General features: G+C 55.9%; 27 protein-coding genes and 1 other RNA gene. 2 read left to right on the forward strand and 26 right to left on the reverse strand.

Going from position 1 to position 20,639, the window contains the following annotated elements; translation table 11 throughout:
- The first annotated feature begins 454 nt into the window (after positions 1-454).
- Positions 455-818: a transfer-messenger RNA gene (gene ssrA / locus AFK67_RS22190) on the forward strand.
- Between the two features lie 162 nt (positions 819-980).
- A complete protein-coding gene (locus AFK67_RS22950) occupies positions 981-1,454 on the forward strand; it encodes a hypothetical protein (RefSeq protein WP_134792935.1) in 474 nt (157 codons plus the stop codon).
- A 336-nt stretch (positions 1,455-1,790) separates the two neighbouring features.
- On the opposite strand, the gene AFK67_RS15655 is transcribed toward AFK67_RS22950, so the two are convergent.
- The 26 genes from AFK67_RS15655 to AFK67_RS15765 form a co-directional block, all read right to left on the reverse strand.
- Positions 1,791-2,426 (reverse strand): Ssp6 family T6SS pore-forming effector, encoded by a 636-nt coding sequence (locus AFK67_RS15655; RefSeq protein WP_134792936.1) that lies wholly within the window; start codon positions 2,424-2,426, stop codon positions 1,791-1,793.
- A 155-nt stretch (positions 2,427-2,581) separates the two neighbouring features.
- Positions 2,582-2,857 carry a hypothetical protein gene (locus tag AFK67_RS22620; protein ID WP_164474027.1) on the reverse strand — a complete coding sequence of 92 codons (276 nt, stop codon included), beginning with the start codon at positions 2,855-2,857 and terminating at the stop codon, positions 2,582-2,584.
- Positions 2,858-3,059: 202 nt separating this feature from the next.
- On the reverse strand, positions 3,060-3,608 hold the full coding sequence (locus AFK67_RS15660; RefSeq protein ID WP_032967442.1) for a YfbU family protein: 549 nt from the start codon (positions 3,606-3,608) through the stop codon (positions 3,060-3,062).
- Positions 3,609-3,718: 110 nt separating this feature from the next.
- Positions 3,719-5,419 carry a hypothetical protein gene (locus AFK67_RS15665; protein WP_038884354.1) on the reverse strand — a complete coding sequence of 567 codons (1,701 nt, stop codon included), beginning with the start codon at positions 5,417-5,419 and terminating at the stop codon, positions 3,719-3,721.
- A gap of 2 nt (positions 5,420-5,421) precedes the next feature.
- Positions 5,422-5,970, reverse strand: coding sequence for a baseplate complex protein (locus AFK67_RS15670; RefSeq protein WP_032966269.1), 549 nt, complete (start codon positions 5,968-5,970; stop codon positions 5,422-5,424).
- Positions 5,942-6,667 (reverse strand): hypothetical protein, encoded by a 726-nt coding sequence (locus AFK67_RS15675; protein WP_007710789.1) that lies wholly within the window; start codon positions 6,665-6,667, stop codon positions 5,942-5,944. Before AFK67_RS15675 ends, AFK67_RS15670 begins: the two co-directional genes overlap by 29 nt.
- Positions 6,657-7,088 (reverse strand): tail fiber assembly protein, encoded by a 432-nt coding sequence (locus tag AFK67_RS15680; RefSeq protein ID WP_032966270.1) that lies wholly within the window; start codon positions 7,086-7,088, stop codon positions 6,657-6,659. Before AFK67_RS15680 ends, AFK67_RS15675 begins: the two co-directional genes overlap by 11 nt.
- Position 7,089: 1 nt before the next feature.
- A complete protein-coding gene (locus tag AFK67_RS15685) occupies positions 7,090-8,937 on the reverse strand; it encodes a phage tail-collar fiber domain-containing protein (protein ID WP_007710796.1) in 1,848 nt (615 codons plus the stop codon).
- 8 nt (positions 8,938-8,945) lie between these two features.
- Complete coding sequence (locus AFK67_RS15690; protein WP_007710799.1) at positions 8,946-9,533, reverse strand: phage tail protein; 588 nt, start codon at positions 9,531-9,533, stop codon at positions 8,946-8,948.
- On the reverse strand, positions 9,526-10,710 hold the full coding sequence (locus AFK67_RS15695) for a baseplate J/gp47 family protein (RefSeq protein WP_007710801.1): 1,185 nt from the start codon (positions 10,708-10,710) through the stop codon (positions 9,526-9,528). Before AFK67_RS15695 ends, AFK67_RS15690 begins: the two co-directional genes overlap by 8 nt.
- Positions 10,707-11,033: a DUF2590 family protein gene (locus AFK67_RS15700; protein ID WP_007710803.1), complete on the reverse strand. Its 327-nt coding sequence runs from the start codon at positions 11,031-11,033 to the stop codon at positions 10,707-10,709. Before AFK67_RS15700 ends, AFK67_RS15695 begins: the two co-directional genes overlap by 4 nt.
- Positions 11,033-13,090 carry a phage tail tape measure protein gene (locus AFK67_RS15705; protein ID WP_007710805.1) on the reverse strand — a complete coding sequence of 686 codons (2,058 nt, stop codon included), beginning with the start codon at positions 13,088-13,090 and terminating at the stop codon, positions 11,033-11,035. The genes AFK67_RS15700 and AFK67_RS15705 overlap by 1 nt, the downstream gene beginning before the upstream one ends.
- Positions 13,087-13,260: a DUF6890 family protein gene (locus tag AFK67_RS23680; protein WP_373330296.1), complete on the reverse strand. Its 174-nt coding sequence runs from the start codon at positions 13,258-13,260 to the stop codon at positions 13,087-13,089. The genes AFK67_RS15705 and AFK67_RS23680 overlap by 4 nt, the downstream gene beginning before the upstream one ends.
- Positions 13,261-13,277: 17 nt before the next feature.
- Positions 13,278-13,535, reverse strand: a complete 258-nt coding sequence (locus AFK67_RS15710; protein WP_007710810.1) for a putative phage tail assembly chaperone — start codon at positions 13,533-13,535, stop codon at positions 13,278-13,280.
- The gene (locus tag AFK67_RS23475; protein ID WP_007710812.1) at positions 13,522-13,710 is read right to left on the reverse strand and encodes a hypothetical protein; all 189 of its coding nucleotides are present in this window, start codon (positions 13,708-13,710) and stop codon (positions 13,522-13,524) included. Before AFK67_RS23475 ends, AFK67_RS15710 begins: the two co-directional genes overlap by 14 nt.
- Positions 13,682-14,014, reverse strand: coding sequence for a hypothetical protein (locus AFK67_RS15715; protein ID WP_007710820.1), 333 nt, complete (start codon positions 14,012-14,014; stop codon positions 13,682-13,684). Before AFK67_RS15715 ends, AFK67_RS23475 begins: the two co-directional genes overlap by 29 nt.
- Positions 14,014-14,355 carry a M15 family metallopeptidase gene (locus tag AFK67_RS15720; protein WP_007710822.1) on the reverse strand — a complete coding sequence of 114 codons (342 nt, stop codon included), beginning with the start codon at positions 14,353-14,355 and terminating at the stop codon, positions 14,014-14,016. The genes AFK67_RS15715 and AFK67_RS15720 overlap by 1 nt, the downstream gene beginning before the upstream one ends.
- A complete protein-coding gene (locus AFK67_RS15725; protein ID WP_007710824.1) occupies positions 14,356-14,649 on the reverse strand; it encodes a phage holin family protein in 294 nt (97 codons plus the stop codon).
- Positions 14,650-14,658: 9 nt separating this feature from the next.
- Positions 14,659-15,114, reverse strand: coding sequence for a phage protein (locus AFK67_RS15730; RefSeq protein WP_007710825.1), 456 nt, complete (start codon positions 15,112-15,114; stop codon positions 14,659-14,661).
- Positions 15,111-16,238, reverse strand: a complete 1,128-nt coding sequence (locus AFK67_RS15735; protein ID WP_032966271.1) for a DUF2586 domain-containing protein — start codon at positions 16,236-16,238, stop codon at positions 15,111-15,113. Before AFK67_RS15735 ends, AFK67_RS15730 begins: the two co-directional genes overlap by 4 nt.
- Entirely contained in the window at positions 16,235-16,942 is a 708-nt protein-coding gene (locus AFK67_RS15740) for a hypothetical protein (RefSeq protein WP_032966272.1), read from the reverse strand. The genes AFK67_RS15735 and AFK67_RS15740 overlap by 4 nt, the downstream gene beginning before the upstream one ends.
- Positions 16,942-17,442 carry a phage tail protein gene (locus AFK67_RS15745; RefSeq protein WP_007710834.1) on the reverse strand — a complete coding sequence of 167 codons (501 nt, stop codon included), beginning with the start codon at positions 17,440-17,442 and terminating at the stop codon, positions 16,942-16,944. Before AFK67_RS15745 ends, AFK67_RS15740 begins: the two co-directional genes overlap by 1 nt.
- Entirely contained in the window at positions 17,439-17,891 is a 453-nt protein-coding gene (locus AFK67_RS15750; protein WP_007710835.1) for a head completion/stabilization protein, read from the reverse strand. Before AFK67_RS15750 ends, AFK67_RS15745 begins: the two co-directional genes overlap by 4 nt.
- A 96-nt stretch (positions 17,892-17,987) precedes the next feature.
- Positions 17,988-18,686: a phage terminase small subunit gene (gene gpM, locus AFK67_RS15755; RefSeq protein WP_007710839.1), complete on the reverse strand. Its 699-nt coding sequence runs from the start codon at positions 18,684-18,686 to the stop codon at positions 17,988-17,990.
- Positions 18,687-18,689: 3 nt separating this feature from the next.
- Positions 18,690-19,712: a phage major capsid protein, P2 family gene (locus tag AFK67_RS15760; RefSeq protein ID WP_007710841.1), complete on the reverse strand. Its 1,023-nt coding sequence runs from the start codon at positions 19,710-19,712 to the stop codon at positions 18,690-18,692.
- 60 nt (positions 19,713-19,772) lie between these two features.
- The gene (locus AFK67_RS15765) at positions 19,773-20,597 is read right to left on the reverse strand and encodes a GPO family capsid scaffolding protein (RefSeq protein ID WP_007710842.1); all 825 of its coding nucleotides are present in this window, start codon (positions 20,595-20,597) and stop codon (positions 19,773-19,775) included.
- Between the last annotated feature and the right edge of the window lie 42 nt (positions 20,598-20,639).

Genomic DNA, 20,639 nt, shown 5'->3' on the forward strand with positions numbered 1-20,639 from the left:
GATGTAAAACGAAGCGGTTTATGTGTACAAATACTTAACAAAATGTATAAGCAACGCGGTGCCGTTTGGCAAAAAAAACATAAAAAAAAGAGTGCTTGCACAATAATGCGGCGTGGTCTACCCGGCGTTATTTTGTCGTTAAGTCACGGAAATTTAAAATGCGACTCAGGCGTTATTAATGAATTTTAAAATCATCAAAAATGAATTAATCACCCGATTCTTAAAGAAGCGTAAAAATATATTCTATTTTTTGATTCGATTTATTTCCCAGGAATTCAGGGGGTATTTTCTGGGGATATAACGAAGCGAAACGGTAGAGTTGTGAAAGATGTCTCACTTTTCTGCAACTGCTTTGCTGGCAACCTAAAAGCACAAAAAACAAGCAGTCAGCAGGCGAAACGATATGGACTGGTCACGCGTGGGTAAACTCTGTTATACTTAGCGTTACACTTTTGGGGCTGATTCTGGATTCGACGGGATTCGCGAAACCCAAGGTGCATGCCGAGGGGCGGTTGGCCTCGTAAAAAGCCGCAAAAAAATAGTCGCAAACGACGAAAACTACGCTTTAGCAGCTTAATAACCTGCTTAGAGCCCTCTCTCCCTAGCCTCCGCTCTTAGGACGGGGATCAAGAGAGGTCAAACCCAAAAGAGATCGCGTGGATACCCTGCCTGGGGTTGAAGCGTTAAAACTAATCAGGCTAGTCTGGTAGTGGCGTGTCCGTCCGCAGCTGCCAGGCGAATGTAAAGACTGGACTAAGCATGTAGTACCGAGGATGTAGGAATTTCGGACGCGGGTTCAACTCCCGCCAGCTCCACCAAATAAAACAAGGGGTTACGCGCAAGCGTAGCCCCTTTTTCTTTGCCCAAGACCACTTTGCGTCCACCACTATCAACGAGCTATAGACATCGCCATTTGACCTAACTTATGTTGGAGATGCTCTAAGGCGTTTGTAATCCAACACAAGGGAACTTTGAAGGGTATGCGCACATTTTTGAATCAGTCCTTGCTCCTGCTTGCTTTATCGCCACTAAGTGTCTGCTCCCATGCTGTAACCTTTAAAATTTACAACAAACAAGGGGTTGAGTGTAATTATAGTATTAATGAACATGGATTCGCTGAAAGTGAAGATAGCGGCCCAAAAGGAACGGGAGTCTGCTGGGATATCGATATGATGAGAAAAGCTGACAAATTTATAAAAGATAAAGCACTCAAAAATGAGACTGCGCAAGACAAAGGCATCAGGCTTATCAAAGCAAGCTTTAATTCATGCTCTTTAGGCTCCTCTACACAATTAACACCTTATGAAAAAGTATTATCATACGCAAAGATCATAAGTGAGTTTAAAGGTGATGGGTACGCCATAAACCGCATATCTGATAGTTTCGAAAAAGGAAAAAATGCCATAGGGGTAGCAGACTTTGAGTTTTGCCAACGTGTAGCACTTTCCCCTTGAGTATCAACGATAATGGGTTTTTTATTGCCACTAAAATTAATCTTTACAAAACAGCAGCTTGTCAGATTGCTTTGCAATCAAAGGCGACAAAATGGCGACACAGAGTTAGTTTGCCTCCATCCAACGATATTCCAGTGCTATTCCGGGCGCTCTGTCTTCACCAGATCGACAAGCCAAGCGATTAGATAAGCCAACGCAAAAAAGCCGACGAACCCGGCCAGCTTCATCAGCCAACCATCTACTATAAACAGACAACCAAAAGCCGCGAAAGCGCAAAGGCAGGTTGTAACCGCCTCGACCATGTTTGCCGCATGATTCCTCACAGATTTAAAAACATTATTTCGCGAGGAGTTTGCACATTTCATTTTCAATACCTTTACACTGAACTGGGTGGCTTTCGATATATATCAGATAGGGTTCAAGTTCACTTTCGACCAGAAAATAAACCATATCTAAATTCATGTAGACAACTTTGTAATAGGTAATCGGATATTTGGTTTTCATCCTTCGGGATGCTCTGGCAGCCTCTTCAATCATGCCTTGTATCATAACAATGTTGAGCGTGAAGGCTGACGCTACGCGAGTGACACGCGTCATGACCTTTCCCATTTTCACCCTATTTATTATGCGTTTAGCAATGTATTGCGAGACAAATGCCTGAGCCCCCATACGGCTACCCAGCTTTGCATCTGAGTAATGCAGCTTATCGTTGATCGCTTTCTTACCTGCATCATCTAATTTCTGATAGAAATCAGTTATCACCATCGTAACCAGTCTTCTAACCGGCTCTTCATTTGATGCGAGGTCTTTGAATGCCCGCATAAATCGCTCGGTTTCATACTCATTGCGCACTTTCAACTCGCGCCCAAAGGCACCTGACCCTTCAACTGTCCTCACGGCGGTTAAATAAAGCCCTTCCGGAAAAGCTGCGAGCCCGTCAACAATTCCCTTCGCTATCAGTTTTGCATCCATAAAACCCATCTCACGAAATATGCGGTAGTGGAAGGTTATCAAAACAGCATATTCTTACCATCTGAACGGCTTAACCTTTCGGATGATTCCTGGAAAATGGAAATCAGCAGTGCAATGTTTAATGAACATTTTTTCAGTTCTGCCGGAGGTGGAAGTTACTGTACATGCCCTGCCGCGTCTGGCTTTTCTCTATATAACGTGCCGTCTGCCATTGCGGCCGAAGCTCCCTTCCTCTGACGTAAAATCAAAAAAATCCAATTAAAACATGCGCATGAATTTTCAGGCAGATCCATCAGCGATCCAAAAAAATGAAAAACACTGAAATTATTTTCAATCATTTCAGTTTCGCTTTTCTGGCAATGCGCCAGCGCTGGCGCGGTCTGACCATGTCGTTTGTAAAAAAACAAAACTGAAAAAATTTTGCGATCCAAAACTTGCAGGCGGGTGCGGTGTAGTGCCGTTTTTGTCTGCGAACGTTTTTTTTGTGGGGCTATGGCTGCGTCAGCGCAACGAGGCGGGCGGGATCTATTTCAGGGGTGGCGGTGCGTGGTTTACGCGCTGCGGGCGCTGTGCGGCGTTCTGGATCGGTTAATGTCGGGCATAAAAAAACCCGCACACTGGCGGGCCTGTAACTTATTGGGACTGTCTTGCATTAAGTATCTTAACCAACTCATCAAGATTAAGATTCCGGTCCGGATAGTTTTTAAGCCATGCCTCGAAAATTACATACATACGCTGATAAATGGGCATACGTGGCGACGGTGAGTAGAAGCTACGCCCAGCGAACCGTTCATATACACCTAACTCATTGGAAAGAAAACTCGCAATACTCTGTAACCGGGCCTCATTATTTCCATCAAATCCGCTAAAGACAGGGTTTCTACCATACGGGGCCGCTTTTTCCTCAAGTATCTGTCGTTCACTGGCGTCTAAAGCCGCTACGCCTTCCTCAATAAAGGACCACATTTCAAGTATATTGCTGACCTCTTTAACTTCGTCAGGTATTTCTCTGTCATTAAACCCAAGATAGCTTCCATATTTCCACGTAATAGCCCACTCGTTTCCGGTATCTATGGCATTACTTATCAGTGTTGAGTCAATACCCTCTTCATATAATTTTAATGAGCGATGTATCTCAGTCAGCAATGTCAAAGACACCTTTTCGGCATCGGTCAGTTTCATAGGGATCTCCTTAACGATACCTGAACGCATTAGATTTGCTTAAAACTTAGACTACTCAGTGTAGCACCGACGCTCTGTTACACCTCTTTGAGCAGGCAGATGTTCACAAATCAGGCAATTATATTTTCATACCGGCTGCGGGTCTGTGCCGCCTCCGCCGCCGTCTGGCTGAACGCGGCGGCAGTGGTCGGCCCGCCGGTGCCAGGGTGTGAATGGCTGGCGCACTGGCTGGCCAGCTGTGCCAGCAGGTCTATGGTATCCAGCATCATCTGCAGCGTGTTAACGCCTTCGCTGCCGATGTGTACCGTTGGCCCCATGATTTGCTGGCCGCCCGCGGCGATGCTTTTACGCAGCTGCGCGATTTTCTCGGTAAGTGCGCCATCGGTCTGCGTCTCGATGCCGCCCTTCACGTGCGTTTTCTGCTGGCCGTCAATTTCAGCTTCGGCATCGCCTTCCACGCGGGCCAGAAATTTGCCGCTGGCCGCGATGGCGTAATCGCCGGTGGCCACGTGCTGAACGGCTCCGGCCAACAGGCTGACGGTACCCAGTACCGTGGTTTTATCCGTGGCTTTTACCGTGGTTTCACGGCTGACCAGCTCGCGGCGCTCCCGGTCTGCGGTCACTTCGCGGCTCATTGATGTTTCACTGATGGTCTGGTCAGTTTTCCGCACCCAGTCACCGGCCTGCGTGACACGCTGGGAAACTTCCTCCCGCTGCTGTTGCAGCTGCTCACCCGGCTTTACGTCCGGCAGGCTTGTGCCATCCGGCACGGTCTGACGTACAAACGGCTTATCCGCGCGCCCGCCGGTAAAGCCCACCTCTACCAGCGTGCCTTCGGGCGGAAACTGGAACATCCCCGAATCATTACCGGCCATCGGCACCGGCAGCGGCACGGCGGAATACACCGGCGTGTTACCGTCCGGCTTACCGTCTGCGTCAAGCAGCTGCACGTCAACGGCGTAGCGCGGGCGGAACGGATCGGAAAAATTCCCGCTGCTCACCGGCTCGCTGTGCGCCACCACCCGCGCGAATTTCGGCAGATGCAGCCCGGATGCCAGCTCTGGATAATGCGCCTCAATCTGGCGCTGCGCCGGGGTTTTCTGTAGCGGCCTGCCGGTTTTCCTGTCGCGCGGCGTCCACGTGATGGTCATGCTGTCGCCGGACAGATTAACTTTCGTCACCCGCTGGCCGTTCACTTCCGCACCGGGGCGCAGGGTCTGCACCAGGGGAATGGTCATGCTGTTGCCACCGGCAGCGCCCTGGTTAAAGTCTGCCGGAATTTCAACGGGCCGCCCGGCAAACAGCGCCTTTTCCGCGCCGCCCAGATACAAAGAGCCATCCGGCAGTTGATACCAGACGTAATCATTCACGCCAAAAGCGCGGCCCAGATTATCCAGCAGCTGGAACCCGCTGCCGGAATGGGTGAAATGCGGGATCGGCGTGTCGCGGTAGGCGGCATCCGGCACCGTTACCGTAATGCCGCTGTGCTCCGTCATCCAGCTGGCGATTTCTTTCAGCGTGGGATGCTGGAACGAACAGGGCCAGCTGCGTTCGAACACGCCGACCAGCTCGCGCACAAAGAGGCGCTGGAAGCCCTTTTCGGCGGGCTGCGAGCGCTCCACGTAGCCGGTAAACCAGCGCAGCAATAAATCGCTGTAACCCACATCAAGCCGCACCAGTTTTCCGGTGTAGTCCGTGTCGGTTTCCGCTGTGATAAACCCCCGCCCGCAGCTGTTCAGCTCAAGCGTCATATTCACATCAACCAGATGCACCTCATCCGTGGACAGGTACAGACGTTTAACAGGCTTCATCGTTACCCCAGCGCATCATTGACAGGTTTAAGCACCTTACTTTCAAACCATGACAGCGTTTCCGCATCCTCTCCGGCGCTGGCCTGGCTGGCTGCGCCGCCACCGGCGCCAGCCTTCTGCGTTTTGCTGGCCGTTCTGGACGCCGCCCGCGCTTCACGTTTTTCCTGAACGCTAAGATGTTCGGTCAGAGTGAACGTGACCAGCCAGCTCATGCGGCCATCCTGCGGCGGCGCGTCCACTGTGCCGGTAAACGTGGCTTCTCGCAGATTAACGGCGCGAGCCACCTCATTGGCCACGCGGTAAACCTGCCGCTTGCCGCCCGCATCCGTGGCGTTCGCCAGGGCGAAAATGCGTGACAGCGTGCTGATTTGCTTAAACGGCACTTCGCCCACCACGCGCAGCTCTTTGCCTTTTGCGCCCTGCTCGGCTTTTGTGGTGGCGCTGGTCTGCCCGCTCTGGTCTTTGTCCTGAAACTGCTGGCTGACCGTCACGCGCATGTTTTTAAGCGGTATGGCTTCGCCGTTAAGCGCCAGCATGATCGTTGATGTCATGGATCATTCCCTTAATTCCGTCGAGATTGTCACCGGCCAGCATGATGGCCGCGCTGTGTACGGCAAAAGGCTGCGGTATATCCTGCATGAGCGTGCGCGTGCGCGTCGCCGCGTCACCCTTCGCCGTAAAAACCCAGGCGCGGGCGCTCTTGCCGGTTAACTGTTTGAGCCCGTCAGCCAGCTGTGAAAGCAGCCCGGCGCGCTCGGCGGCGAACCCGGCAAGCGCGGCTTTCATTCCGGCCATATCAACACCGGCGCTGGCCTGTGCCTGGGCGCTGGCCACGGCTCTGGCGTTCATTACCGCCCGGCTTGTTGGCACAGAAAGCGGCAGCGCAGCGGGAAGGCCGCCGCCACTGCGCGCAGGCAGCTGCATCCGTACCGTGGCAAGCTCCGCCGCCGAACGCGCCAGGCGGCTCACCTGCGTAAAAGCGGGCGCCGGAAAAACCTCTGTCAGCGCATCGAGACGCTGAATAAAATCATCCTGCGTCTGGCCGGTAATGAGAAAAATCACCACATCCTGCACATCCGCCGCACTCGCCAGCCTTCCGGCCAGATACGCCACGGCATTGGCCGGACTCAGATAAGCCCCGTTTTCGGTCTGCTGGCCAACCCCGTAAATCCACGGATGCGCCGGAACGATGGCGCAGTCCAGCGCGGAAAACGCATCAGAGAACGCCAGTTTTGCTTCACGCCACATCGCCAGGCGCCTCCGGCCATGTGATATCCGGCGCGGCGCTGGCATCAATGCGGTTAAGCAGCACGCGGTACTGTAGCCACTCAGTTAACCGCATCTTTTCTTCATCGGTTGCCAGGCCCAGAGTTACTGCATCCTGAAGCGGGGCAATCGCATCGCCTGCCGCTCTCATCAGCGCGGTCTTTTTACTGGCGGCCAGCGCGTTCAGCGTTTCCTGGTCGGGCGGTGGCGGATCGGCAAGTACCGGCTGGCCATATTCGTTTGACGTGATAACTTTGCCTCCGGTCTGGGATTCCAGAAGGTACTGATACCAGCTTATTGATACCTCCCGCGCATCATCAGGCCAGCACTGTTGTTGCTCATAATCGGCCCGCATCTGCTCAGGATAAAAGCCGTTAGTTGTGGCACTAAAATATACTTTCATCTCATCGTCCTATAGCCATCCAGCCCACGGTATTACGCTGCGAAGCGACAATCACAAACCCTGTGGTGGATGTGCTCGACGCCCCCACATCGCCATAACTGCCGCTGTTAACGTTCAGAGACAGCGACGGAACAATACTGAATGCCACCGGGAACGTGACGCCCTGCCCGCTGGTCATTACGGTGACCTTGCCATACTGGATAAGCATCCCCGTATTGGTATCCCTGAACCACCCGTTCGCCCCAAGTGAGGCGGTGTTGATTTTCTGAAAGCGCGCATCAGATTCCGCTTTCGTGTAAGCCTGCCCCGCCGGGGTGTAACTGCCTTTGGGCTGGTAGCGCGCGTCACCCTCTGCTTTGGTATATGCCCCCACGTTCGCGGCAGGGATGGCGATATCTGCCGTACCGTCAAACGCCACACCGGCAATTTTGCGCGCGGTGGCCAGCCTGCTGGCCGCAACGGCAGTACCACCCGCCGGCAGGGCACCCACATCCGCCGCCGTGGGCCTGTTGGCTTCGTCGTACTGCTGCGCCCAGGCTGACCAGGTACCGTTAAACGCCGTGCGGATGTACGCACGGGAATTGTTGTAAATACGGTAAATCTGCGTAATACCGGCGTGCTTATAGACCTCAAGCGAACCCGCGACCGGCTCCGGGTAATTCTTTCCGTTAGCCGCCTGCGAATTAGCAAGCTGGTAATACAGCCCCGGCACGGTGTATGCGTTCAGGTCTGCCGCACTGCCGATGCTTACCGACTGCCCGTTAAAAATATCCTGCGCGGTGATGCTGATATCTTCGCTCAGGGCGCGACCGTTAACCTTGCGTCCGGACGGCACGCGGCCACTGGCGTTGTCATTCGCGGCCTTAACCGCTTTCGGCGTGGCGGCTTTATCTTCCGCTTCACTGTCCAGCGCGCTACTCAGTTGCGTGAAGCCCTTCGCGTTTAACGTCGCATCAGGATGGTTACGCGACTGCTCATGTTTTTTCATGGCATCGCTGGCATCCTGCCCCGCAAGCGAACCTTTCGGGCGCAGGTCAGTAATCACGCCACTTGCATCAATACTGGCCAGCGCAAACACGTAATGCTGCACCCCGTTCTGCACGTAATCGGCAAGATTTGCCGCCACGGTCACTTTGCTTTTTACCTGCCAGGCACTGACCAGCGAACCTTCCCAGCTCACATCAAGCCAGACCTTAACCGGCTTCGTGGTCACTGTGATGTTCTGGCTGGCAGCCAGCTGCGCGCGCAGCCCCTGCACATAACCGGTGCCAGGCGTCACGAAATACTGTGTACCGGTTTTGCCGACAAGCCAGCCATCGCCCATAAACGCCGCCGCGCCGAATACGTCGATGTTTTCCAGGCGCTGGCGCTCATCCATCCCGGCCAGGCGCGCGGTAAAATCAATCTGCCAGGTTTCCGCCGGGGTGTTAATGCCCGTTTCGGCCTGCGCGCCGTTGTACTCCATCAGAAAAGAGCGCGTGAGCACGTTGCCCTGCTGGCCCGCTTTCGTTTTCAGCTTCTGCTGCACCGGCGCATGAACAATCATTGCCAGCGTGCCGCTGGCCTTGTTCATCAGGCCAATCCAGTTAAACGAGAAATCGCCCACATCCGCGCCCAGTACCACGGAATGCACCACGGCATTTTCATTCACCACACCCTTGCGGCTGACCGCCTGCCGGTGAACAATCTGCGCCGCCGGTGGCAGCGTTTCACTGCGGCTGATCGGCGCATCAGGGTTAAGCCCCGGCACGTTTGCAAACACAAATTCATCCAGCAGGATGGCTTCACCCGTCACGCCCTGCTTCGCTTTCCACTGCTCAAAGGCCAGTGTGATTACTGTCTGTGACATAAAACTCCCTATAACGTCGCGCTGAATGTTGCGCCTGCGGCCCCGGCGCCATTCAGCTGCGCCGGATAAACCACGTATTCGCCCTGATCCCATCCGGCCCGGATGGCCAGACTTTCCGAAGTAATGACTTCAAACTGATAGCGGCGGCAGGTGCGCCCGTACTGGCGGATAATCTGGATCATCAGTTGCGTGTTATCCGCAATCTGGCCATCCGTGACACGTACCAGAATCACATCCCAGTCGATGCCCGGCTGGCGCTCCTGTAGCTCCACATAACCGATGCCGAGCCGCTCAAAAATATTAATAAACCCCTCAACCGAACCGGCATCGCGGGCGTTCACGAAGGCATACGCCACGCGCTTGCGAAACAGCGCCAGCGGCTCACCATCAAAGCGCGTCACGTCGCGGTCATAAGCCAGCAGGTTTAACAGCGGTTCGGCGCAGGTCAGCGGATCAAACTGACTCACCGGCCACGTCACCCACCCATAAACCAGCGTCCAGAATCGCCGCGCAGCACGCAGCAGCGTGGCGGGTTCGCCCTCGCTCATCCAGAAAGGCAGGCGCAGCCCGGCCAGTTTTTTCATAAAGTCAGGCATTCATAAGCCTCACGGTCAGCGTATCGAGGCGCGGCACGTTCAGCCCGCTGACGATATCGGTCAGCGAAAAGGCCAGCGAATCAATCGCGGCAAACTGGCGATGCAGCTCGCGCCCCAGGTTGGAAAACGAGAAACGCGAAAATGGCCATGTTTTCTTCACGTCAAATTCATTGTTCTCCCGAAAAGCGCAGCGGATCAGGTTTTCGGCCCCGGTGCGCAGCACGCTCTGTTCCTCGTCGGTCAGGTTGGCCAGATTTCTGACATACAGCGTCACCGCCAGGACGTGCCGGGTTTCCGGCATGGCAAAACACTGCATATCGTCGCCGTGGCCGTGATAGCCCTGCGTGGTGATGTAGTCGTTGACCGCCTCGATAAACGGATCGGAGGTCACACCCGTATCCAGCAACAGATAGGCGTTTGCCGTTCCCGGCCCGCGCGGTGCCTCATGCTCAAAGAAAATACGGTCAATACTCAGCCCGGCCACGCTGGCAATCATGGAGCGGTAAACCGCATCCGTGTGGTAATTGCCCACCAGGTTAAACTGGTTACGGCAGCGCTCGCGCAGCTCGTCGTCGCTTTCCTCATCAGCGCCCGGCACTGTCAGCCAGTCGGCTTCGTTCACGGCATGGCTGATACCATCCACGGCAACCGGCAGGATGCGGTAATACCCCGGCGCGAGGTTATACGCGCCGCCGGTGGCCGTGGCCTGAACCGGGATCAGTGCGCTGGCCACACCGTTGGGGATGGTAAAATCTGCCGTGGTGGCCAGCTCGTACACGGTGCCGTTAATCCTTTCCGTCTGGATAAGCGTTCCTGCTTTTACCGTCACCACGGCCCCGGCGTCAGCCTTATAAAAGCGGATCACGCCCTGCGCCGCCGTGGCGGGTTTTGCCGTGACGTTCACCGCCCACGCCAGCAGGCGCAGCATCTGCCCGGACGCCGTGGCCACAAACATATTGGCCAGCACCGTGCCGACCAGCACATCCTTAAGCCACAGCACCGGCGTGGTCACAATCGCGGTGATAAGCCGCCAGAACGGTGACATGTTCGACGTGTTCGTGATCAGCCCTTCTTCCTGCACAATCCCGTTGAAACGCTCGCGCAGCGCCTCTTTTGTTACGGGCATTCCGCTGGCTTTCACCACTTCTTCAAAATCCACCTGCGGTTTTTCGGTCATAAGTCAGCCCTCACGGATACCGGCCCGAAATCCCATGTACCGGCAGTGATCCACAGCCGCGTCTGGTTTTCCTCGTTAACCAGCACCGTGCCGGGCTCAATACGCTCATCGCTTTCTATCAGCAGCTCAAGGCGGGTAAGGATATCGGCGCGCAATGTGGGGCTGCGCTCCGCAACCAGTTCCGTGGCCAGCCCGCTTTCAAGAATGGCGTGAACAATGTCCTGCCCGATGCTCTGGCTGTTATTACACAGCACCGGCTCATTACCGGGATTCAGGGTAAAATTGCGCCCCTCAATTAATAAATCGATATATAAATCACTCATCAGCCCAGTTCCTGCCATTCCATTAATTGCCCCGGCGAAAGCGTTTCTTTCGGATAAATATTTACCGTGTTAATTTTCCGGCTGTTATCCGTCACCGTTCTGCCGTTGTTATTTATCGTTTTGCTGATGCCGCCTTTATCCAGATTTTTAACCTGCCCGCCGGTTGAAAGCGTATTAGCCGTTAACGGTGCCGCATCAGTTTTCACCGGTGCCGCAGCAGCTCCCGAATAAATAAATGCGCTGTTTTTAGGCACCGCACCGGCACCGGTTAAAGCGTCCACCTGTTTAATTTCAGCGGTTACAGGAATATTCACGCCGGGAATGTTATTCAGCTTGTCAACAATCCACTTCCACGCTTTGGAAAAGCTCTCTGTAATCGTTGACCAGATATTGCTGAACACATTCACGATACCGCTGGCCATGTCAGCCAGCGCCGCCGCAGGCGAGAAACCGCTTAACAGTTTTGTGAACGCCTCCCATCCCTCAGCAATAAACTGCCAGGCTTTCCCGAACATATCCGCCACCCATTTAACGGCAGCAACCACCGTCTGAAAGGCTGCGGTGTCCATTACCGCCGCTTTGATGGCATCCCAGTGTTTGACCAGTAACCAGCAGCCCGCGACCAGCAGCGCGATGGCGCCGATAATGAGTAATACCGGCCAGCTCATGAAGTTAATACCCACACCGGCCAGCACCGCCGCGATGCGCACGGCCAGCAGTACGCCGCGCAGCACGCCAAGCATGGCGTTCCAGGCCACAATCGCGCTCCTGGCGAGCCACACCGCGCCGGTGAACAGACGCACCGGCAGCGTGACGGCATACCACAGCGCCTTTAATCCCGTCAGAATGAACGAGGACAGGCCCAGAATGATGTTTGCCGAGGCGCCCGCCGCCGCAAATCCCAGAATGGCCAGCGCGGCATAACCCACCACGCGCGCAATATTGGGGAAAATCTGCATCCAACGCGCAAAGGTCTGCCCCATATCCGCCAGGCGGTTCAGCACCGGATAGAGCACCGGCACAAGGGTTAACCCGATGACGGTCTGGATGGCCTTTAGGATTTGCACAAAGCGATCCCACGGCTTAACCATCTTCGCAGCCATTTCCTGCGTGCGCTTGAGCCCGTCCGCGCCGCCCAGCTCGTTAATATTGCGCTGCAACAGCGCGACGTTGCCGTAAAGCTGTTTGACCACTGCCGAACTGTCACCGAACGCCTCATCAAGCTCCGCCTGGGCTTTCAGGTTCCCTTCCAGGCTCTTGCCGTACTTGCCCTGCAACTTCATCAGCATTTCCGGCATGGACAGGATGTTGCCCTGCATATCCGTAAAGGACAGGCCCAGCTTTTTGGCCCCGTCGATCGCGCCGGTCATAAAGCCTTCATAAGCGCTGCTCGCCTCACTGCCCAGCGTGCGGTTAAGCTGGCCCAGCACGGCCAGCTGCTCATCGAGGCCAATGTTGAAGTTAGTGCCGACGCCGCGCGCGCCTTCCATCAGGTCTTTGATGGCCCCCATTTCCACGCCAAACGTCTGGCGTATGTAAGCCATTTTCCCGGCCAGCTGTTCGGCAAACTGCACGTTACCGAGGCGCTGCGCATCGCTGCGAAAGTTGGCGAACATCTGCCCCATAAATTCCGCCGTATCCGCAGACGTGGCTTTCAGCGCAAAAGCCAGCGTGTTAGCAACCTTCGTCACCTGCGGCAGATCCGTGCTGGTCAGCCCGTCAATCGCGCCGCTGATTTCAGCGGTGGAGTTGACAAACTCCACGGCGCTGGCCCCGTAGGTCATGGAAAAGCGCATCGCATCACGCTGAACGGTTTGCAGTGCCGTACTGTCCACACCGCGCGCCGAGGCTTCGTTGAGGGCGTCGTACATTTCGATAGCCGGGCCCAGCGCCCCTTTTACCGTTTCCGCCACCCCCCACATGGCCAGCGCGCCGCCGCCGATACGCTTAAAAGCCTCTTTTGATTTATCCGCAAAGCCCGTGACAGAATTCTGCGCCTGCTTTAACGGGCGCGTTAATTTGTCGATAAGGCTTAATGTAAAATCCAGCTGTTTCATTCAGAGCCTTTAAAAGCGATGCCCACGCCATTGGCTACCGCCACGGACATATTTTCCCAGTAGCGGTTATCCAGCCAGATAGCGGCGGCAATATCATCAATATTATCCTGCCCGGTCGGCAGATAATGGCGGCGTAAAATTAAATACTGGTCGAGTCCATTTTGCTCAATCGACTGGACTCGCTTTGTTAGTTTTTTACTTCAATTTCCAGTTCAGGCGCGTACAGCTCGTTAATTTTCCCGACCAGCTGCAAAGCCGCGCCCGGACGCTTAATAATTTCGGCCAGCGCCTCTTTGCTTTCTGCCGCAACAATACGGTTCAGATAGTTATTCGCCGGGGCGACTTTATTATCCATCGACATTTCGTTGATGAATTTGTTATAGGCGGTCTGGTTCGGTTCAAAAGTAATTTCAGTACCGGCCACGACAAGTTTAATTTTTTCCATTTAATAACGTCTCTCTTTGGTTAATTTCGTCAACAAGCTGGTTATGGCGTGCGGCGCACTGCCCGTACAGCTCCAGATAAAGGGTTAATAATTCCGCCGCATCCCTGCCGGTTATGCCGGTCAGGCGCGGCAGCTGCGTGCTGCATTTAGTTTTCAGGTTTTCCTGATAACGCACGCTCGGTACTGGCGGTGGCGTCGTTGTACATGCTGACAAACTCATCAGACAGACAGCGACTGGTAAACACCGGCTTAACCAGCTCCGTGCGGATTTCACGCGGTGGCGCATTGCGTAAAGCCTCCAGTTTTTCCTCCAGCGCCCGGCCCGAATTGCTGGCCGCATCCTGCACCTGTTTGCCGGTGGCCGCTGCGGTGCGCTGGATGGCCAGGTCGATGCTGTCACGCTGCCAGCCTGCGGCCTTCCAGCCCCCGGCAAACGCCAGCACCAGGGCAACCATCACCGCCAGCGCGGCGCGGCTCATCAGCGCACCCCGTTATGTTCAAGGCTGAAATGATTGCCGTCCGGGTTGGTTTTAAAACGCCCGCCCCAGCTGCCGCCCAGCGATTCCCAGTATTCACCCAGCGGCAGATAGTCCTCGGTGCGCGTGACGTATTGACCGTTAATGAACAGGTTAAAATCCACGGCCAGGCGCTGGGTATGCAGGCTGTTGCTGATGCCGCTGCCCTTCTTCGCATTCAGCGCCGCCTGCTCAGGCGTGCGGTACGCTTCGCCAAAAGTCAGGCGATAGCCCTTTTCTTCGGTCCAGTGGATGAGATTTGCCACCATCACGGTGAACAGCTGCTGCTTTTCGCTTAAGGTCACTTAATTGCCTCCCTTGCTGAATAAACCGCTGATACCCTTTTTTCGCAGCCAGGCTTCCACGCCGCTTAAGCCCAGGATACCCAGCGCCGAACCAAACCCAATCAGCGCCAGCGGGTGAATATCCGGCACCAGATAGAGCACCACGCCCGCCATCAGTGACAGCGCGCTGCCGACAATCACCCGGCCCAGCACCAGGCGAACCGTGATCGGCTCGTTACTGGTCAGCATCTTGCCGAGGGCGATAAGCCCGCCCATGATAAGCAGCGCCCAGAAGCCCTTTTCGTATTCCTGCATTCCCTTCCCTTACCCGATGAGGTTTTCAGTGGCTTCCGGTTCCAGATACGGAACGCCGTCAATATTAATAAAGCGCGGATCGGTGACCTGGTATTTCACCTTACGCGTGGACAGCGCGCCGCCCTTCGGATCGATGTCCAGAATGCTGCTCAGGTTCATCTTGCAGCCGAACGCCTCCACCTTTGATTCCTCATCGCCCGCTTTCGCGTAAAAGAGGTAATCCACCGGCGGGATACCGCGCCAGGAGCCATAACGCTGGGCCAGCCCCTTGAGCACGGCCAGCGCCTTGATGCTGAACTCAATTTCGCCTTCGGCAGACACATCGCCATCCACGAAACCATCCGGCACGCCCCGCGTCTGTACTGCCGTGGTGTTGTCGGTAATGTCGAGCGTGATTTTTTCGGCATGGACAAGCGTGCCGTCGATGTAAAAATCAAAAGACATACCGGAAATACGCTTACTCATGCGCTGGCCTCCAGACTCTGATCAAGCACCAGGCTAATCGAAATTTGCAGCGGCACTTCATACGTGCGCACCACGATATAAATTTCCACCTGCTTTTTGGTTTTCCAGACGATGGACACGTCGCCATCCTGCGGCGGCTTCACTTCACCGGGAAACGTCACGCCGTTGATTTCAGCGGCCTTTGACATTTCGCGCAGCGGCCTGGCAAACAGCGACTGATGCGCCGCAATACTGCCCGGCGTACTGTTCAGCGAGCGATCCGCAATCTTGCCGATGGCCAGCAGACGCACACGGCGGGCCGCTTTATCCGCGATGCGCAGCGTTTCGATAGACTGATAATCACCGCCTTCCACATCCAGCGTGCGCCCGTCTGCCCAGTAGATGCCGTCATAATCGGGATACCACATCGGCACGCTGTAGCGCTGCGACTCCAGCGCGCGCAGCGTCGCCAGCTCCAGCACCGCGCCGGTGCCGTCCACCGGCATTTCATCGCTGCCAGTATTCAGCAGCGCGCCGGTTTTCACGCGCGCCGGGCTGTCGGCAATGGTCACGGCACGGTTACACAGCCGCCCGGCCAGCACGCCCGGCTCGTTACCCCAGAGGCGGGGAACCAGCTGCACCGCCTTTTCGGCAATCCCGGCCTGTAGCTCAGAAAGGCGCTTGAGGTAATCCGCCTGCCCTTCGTCGGGCTGCATTCCCTGCACGGCCAGGGCAAACCATACCCAGCGGCCATATTTTGCAATCAGCGTCGATCGCAGCGTGGCGGCCTGGTTAATCACGGATTTGTCGGACACATCATCCGAAAGCACCACGCCTTCCACGGAACACGACACCTGCGCGGCCAGTACGGCATTTACCCACGCATCCGCCCCGGCATCCGCAGCCAGCGGATGCACAAACGCCCACCAGTTCTGGCCCGCGTTCGCCTGCGCCGCCTTCAAATCACGCTTAAGCGGGCTGTCGGCGGCACCCAGCAGCGCATCAAAATCCGTCTGCGCGGTGACGGCCAGCGTTTTGCCGGTATTGGTTTTAGCCGTGCCGGTAAACAAGACCACGCGCTCCACCTCACTGGTTTCGCCCTGTAGCTGGTTTACCTGGTTCACGTCCACACTTGGCCAGGTCATACTCTCCCCCTGATATCCTGCGCATTCACATCCCAGCCAAAGCCGATGGCTTGCAGCTGGCGCGCCAGCGCCTTGTTAAATTCTTCGTCGCTCATGCCGAGAAAGGCACGCGCGGGAAGGTCGATTGTCCAGCTTGTTTTTGCTGCCCTGCCGGTCAGTTTGCGGATCAGCAAACCGGCCTGCGCATAAGGCATCGTTTCGGTAATCTCGCGGTAGGTGGGCTTTTTCATCCGCTTCCCGCGCTTCACCTGATACCCCAGCGCCCGCAGCTTTTTGGCCTGGGCGATGGTGGCCATTTTTCCCGCCGTCGCCTCGCGCGGCTGCGCGCTGCGGTTGATGCGCATCTTCATGCCGTTCTGCTGGCTCCAGGCCACGGCACCGGCAGAAACCGGTGTTTTGCCGTTGCGGTAGCCGCCGCCCGCCAGATAAACCCTCACCGCGTCGATTTCCGGCATTTCCCGGATATGCAGCAGCTTCGGCATGTTGCGCAGCATCTTCCCTTTGCGCTTCGTCTGACGGCCCGGCCATGCCTGGCCATCCGGTGACTGCTGATTGCGCACGTTGCGTTTTGCCGCGGCGATCAGCCCGTATTTCGCAAGACGCCACAGCAGACGCTGACGCTTTCGGGGCGGCAGCTCCAGACTGGCCAGCGCCCCGCGCAAATCGGCCAGCTGCTTTTTGTTAAGCTCTCCGCCGACAAACATCATCCTTGCCCTACCGGTGCGCCGGTTTCATCCACCCCGTACACCTGCGCGCTTAACGCCGTCCAGATTTCCGGATCAACCAGTGACCAGCGCTCGCCGCGAAACGGGATAGCGCCTTTCTCATCCCTGCGGATCACCAGTTCTTCCACCAGTGGCACAGTCAGCACCACCGTGGCGGTTTCCGCATCCTCCACCGTGACATCCCACTGCGGATCGGCATCGGTAATCCCGATATGCTCCATCAGCTCGCTGCCGTACTCGTCCAGCCAGGCTTCCAGCAGCGAAACCAGCAGCTGCGGCGGGCAGAGGCGATACGGGAAACGCTCCCAGCTCAGTAAAGCGTTGTAGCGGATCAGCGCCTGCCGGTACTGGTCAAGGCCCATCTCTTTGGCCGCCGGCACTACCTGCATCTCATCGATCACGCTGTCAAAGCCCTGCCGGGCGCGCTCAGGGATGTTTTCACTGAAAAAATCGGTCAGTGATTCCAGCTGCGTTTTCATACTTTTTTCACCGTGGCCCGTTTAAGCCCCTTCATGCGCCGGATGGCCACCGAGGCTTCGGCCAGCAGTCCGGCGCGGGTTTCGTCACTTTCCTGCCCCGGATGGGTTTCACGTCGCCCGATAGTGGCAAACTCGCCCAGCAAATCCGCTTTGGCGCGGGCAAATACGGCTTTCGTGTACTGCGCGCAGAGCCCGTTAATGCCTGCCATCATCACGCCCGGCACATCCGCTGCCGACGCATGGCCCTGCGCCCTGTGCATGGCCTCCACGCTGACCAGCTCCGCATTGACTTCCATCACGGCGGCAATCAGCGCCTGCGCGATGGTGTCCGCCTCGATATCCGGCGGTAGTGCGCGCTGTGCCTGAAAATCTTTCAGGTTCAGATCCGGCCAGAAGCCGTTATTGGTCAGCGGTGCATCCTGGTATTCCAGCGGCCTGCCGTTAAACATGAATCCCCCGAATAAAAAGGCGGGCTGACCGGCGTCCACGGCGCATTACACAGTGTGTTTTGCCCTCAGCCGCGCCCGCCTGGCTTGCGGTAGTCGTTACTTCGTCAGGCTGCGGATACGCGCGCCAATCTGCGCACGCATCGTTCCCACCCCGACGCGCTTATAAAGCTTTTCTGCTGACGCCAGCAGCGCATCGGCCTTTTCCAGCGTCTCCACATCATCCAGCGCCGTGGCGCGTGGCTGACCTTCGTCATCACGCAGCATCAACAGCCCGGCGAACTTGAACCATTTCGCCGTGATTTGCTCATGCAGACGCCAGCACTGCGTGACCTTCTCAAAGGTCTGCGAAAAATAGGGTTCGACACTTTCACCCGCTGCCGCCGTGGCTTCCGCCCAGCTCAGGACGGTATCCGCCACAAATGCCGGGAAGTGGCTGCGGATTTCCTCAGGCGTCGGCTGCTGCTGTTCAATGGCGATATCTGCCCAAGCCAGCGCCTTTTCGAAATCGCCCGCATCAAACAGCCACACCACGCACCACGCAAAAACCGGATTGGCATACACCTGGCCGCCGGACAGATACGATTCCACAGTCGGAACCCATTTCGGCAGCAGCACATCACGCTTGTACGCTTCACGGTCTGCGATGGTCGGCAGGCTGCGCACGTAGGCAACGTCGTTATTCAGCGCCTGAATCTGCAAATGCAGGCTTTCAGCGCGCTCCACGGCCTCGCGGCGCAGCAGCTGCTGTTCCATCGCAATGCGCTGGCTGTGTCGCTGTGCGGGTGAAAGTGCCATCGGTTAGCCCTCCGCTGGCTCAGTGACCTGGCCGATGGTCACGGCGTTTTCGTCAATGGCCGCGTACAGCTCCGGCACTTCAACGGCGTAACCTTCGTTGCGCAGGTATTTGTTTTCAAACTGCTTACGGTCATCCACAAACTCAGCCTTACGCTGGCGCGTGCCGCGCTGGGTGTAGATGTGCAGGTTACTCAGCGGCGTTACCACCATGCGCTTGCCCGGCATAAACGGCGGCACGATGGCCGGACGGCCCGCGATGGTACTGCCCAGCATCTGGGCGGCGATTTTCTCGCTGGGGCGGTCTGCGCTCTGGTACAGGCGGTACTGTTCAGCCGCCACCAGGTCAGCGCCGACCAGCACCACCAGACGCGGGTCATTGCGGTACTGCTGCGGTATTTTGGTGTTGATGAGGTCGGAGGCCATCGCATCCAGCGAGCGGTAATCCCCTTTGTCATCCAGCGTGACGGCATCGGTGATAATTTGCTTACCGGCCTCAAAGCCTTTCATGAGCTTGTGCCAGCCGATGTTCACATCCTCGCCGTTCGGGTTTTTCTCCGGATCGGTTGTTTTTTCCACGCGATCACCGTTAAAACCGATGCGCAGCATATCCAGCGCAAACGCCTGGTTAGAGAAGGTCTGAACGAGGTTGAAAAACTCGTTTTCCTCTTTACCGGCATTTGCCCAGACGGACAGCAAATCCCACTTAAGCGCGGCGCAGGAATCGGTTTCGACCAGCTTATAGTCGTTACCGTCCACACCGACGCTACGCATGAAGCGACCGCCTTCTTTACGCCCGGTATGCAGCGCCGAGGAACCCACGCTGACCACCTGGCCGGACAGCTGATCGACATCCGCGCAGGTAATCATGTTGAGAAATTCCACCGCTTCCAGCAGCGCCAGGCGCAGCGCGGTTTCTTTCGGGTCAGTCAGCGAGAAATAACGGTCGGTCTGCTGGACGTTATAGCCCTGGCAGAGTGCCGCCGAATATGCGCCAATGAGATCACGCGCACGTTGATTAAGTTGCATAATGTTCCCTCGCGTTAACGCGATATAAATTAATTCCCGGTTACAGGAACGAAGGCGAAATTAAAGCACGTTAAAACGCGGCTTCTTATCCTGCTGGCCGAAATTACGTTTCGGCAGCTTCGTGATTTTTTCGTCCAGCTTGCCAAAATTCGCCAGAATGGTGCCGAGGTTATCGCGCAGGCGCGCGAAATCTTCGGTATCCATGACTTCGGCCACCTTGTCCATATCGCCGGACAATTCTTTCAACTGGGTTTCGACCACACTCACACGGCCTTCCAGTTCATTGACGGCATTAGCCAGCACATTAAGCTGATCGTCGCCTGATGGGGTTTCCGTTTCATCGCCCTCAGCAAAGTTTTTCGTTTTCGGTTTAAGACCAAAATAAGACTGCCAGTTATTTTTCATTTCGTTTTCCTGAATAAATTTACCGTCGCGGGTAATTACACATCCGTAATAACCTGCTTTATTGACCTTGCGCCTGTTAAAGCGCAGCCGGGTTGTTCCCACGCTGGCCGGTCTGTCAGTCACCGCCAGCCCTTCCAGATAGGTACGGCCCGTATTGCGAAAGTTGCCGTCTGGCGTCAGTTCCACAGAGAAATAGATAAGCTGGTCATAGCGGTTCGCTTCGAGCAGGTAAGCATTGGGCCGTATCTGGGCATAAAGGCGATATAACCCGTCTTCCCCTTCCTCCCCCATTACATCCAGCACTTCACCAAAGTTTCCGCAGTTCTTTTCGTGTTCGGGCCAGATTAATGCACCGTACCACTGCCGGTTATAAGTTTCAGCAGCATCAACCAGCCACTGCCTTTTTAATTCCCGGCCATCAACCGTATCTCCTTCCGTTGCGATGCAAAGCCAGTCAGTGCGTAAATGCGATTGCGACATATCCCCCCTGATTGCCTGCCATCATGTTGCAGAATGAATTAT

The sequence above is a fragment of the Cronobacter dublinensis subsp. dublinensis LMG 23823 genome, assembly GCF_001277235.1.
Lineage (GTDB): Bacteria > Pseudomonadota > Gammaproteobacteria > Enterobacterales > Enterobacteriaceae > Cronobacter > Cronobacter dublinensis.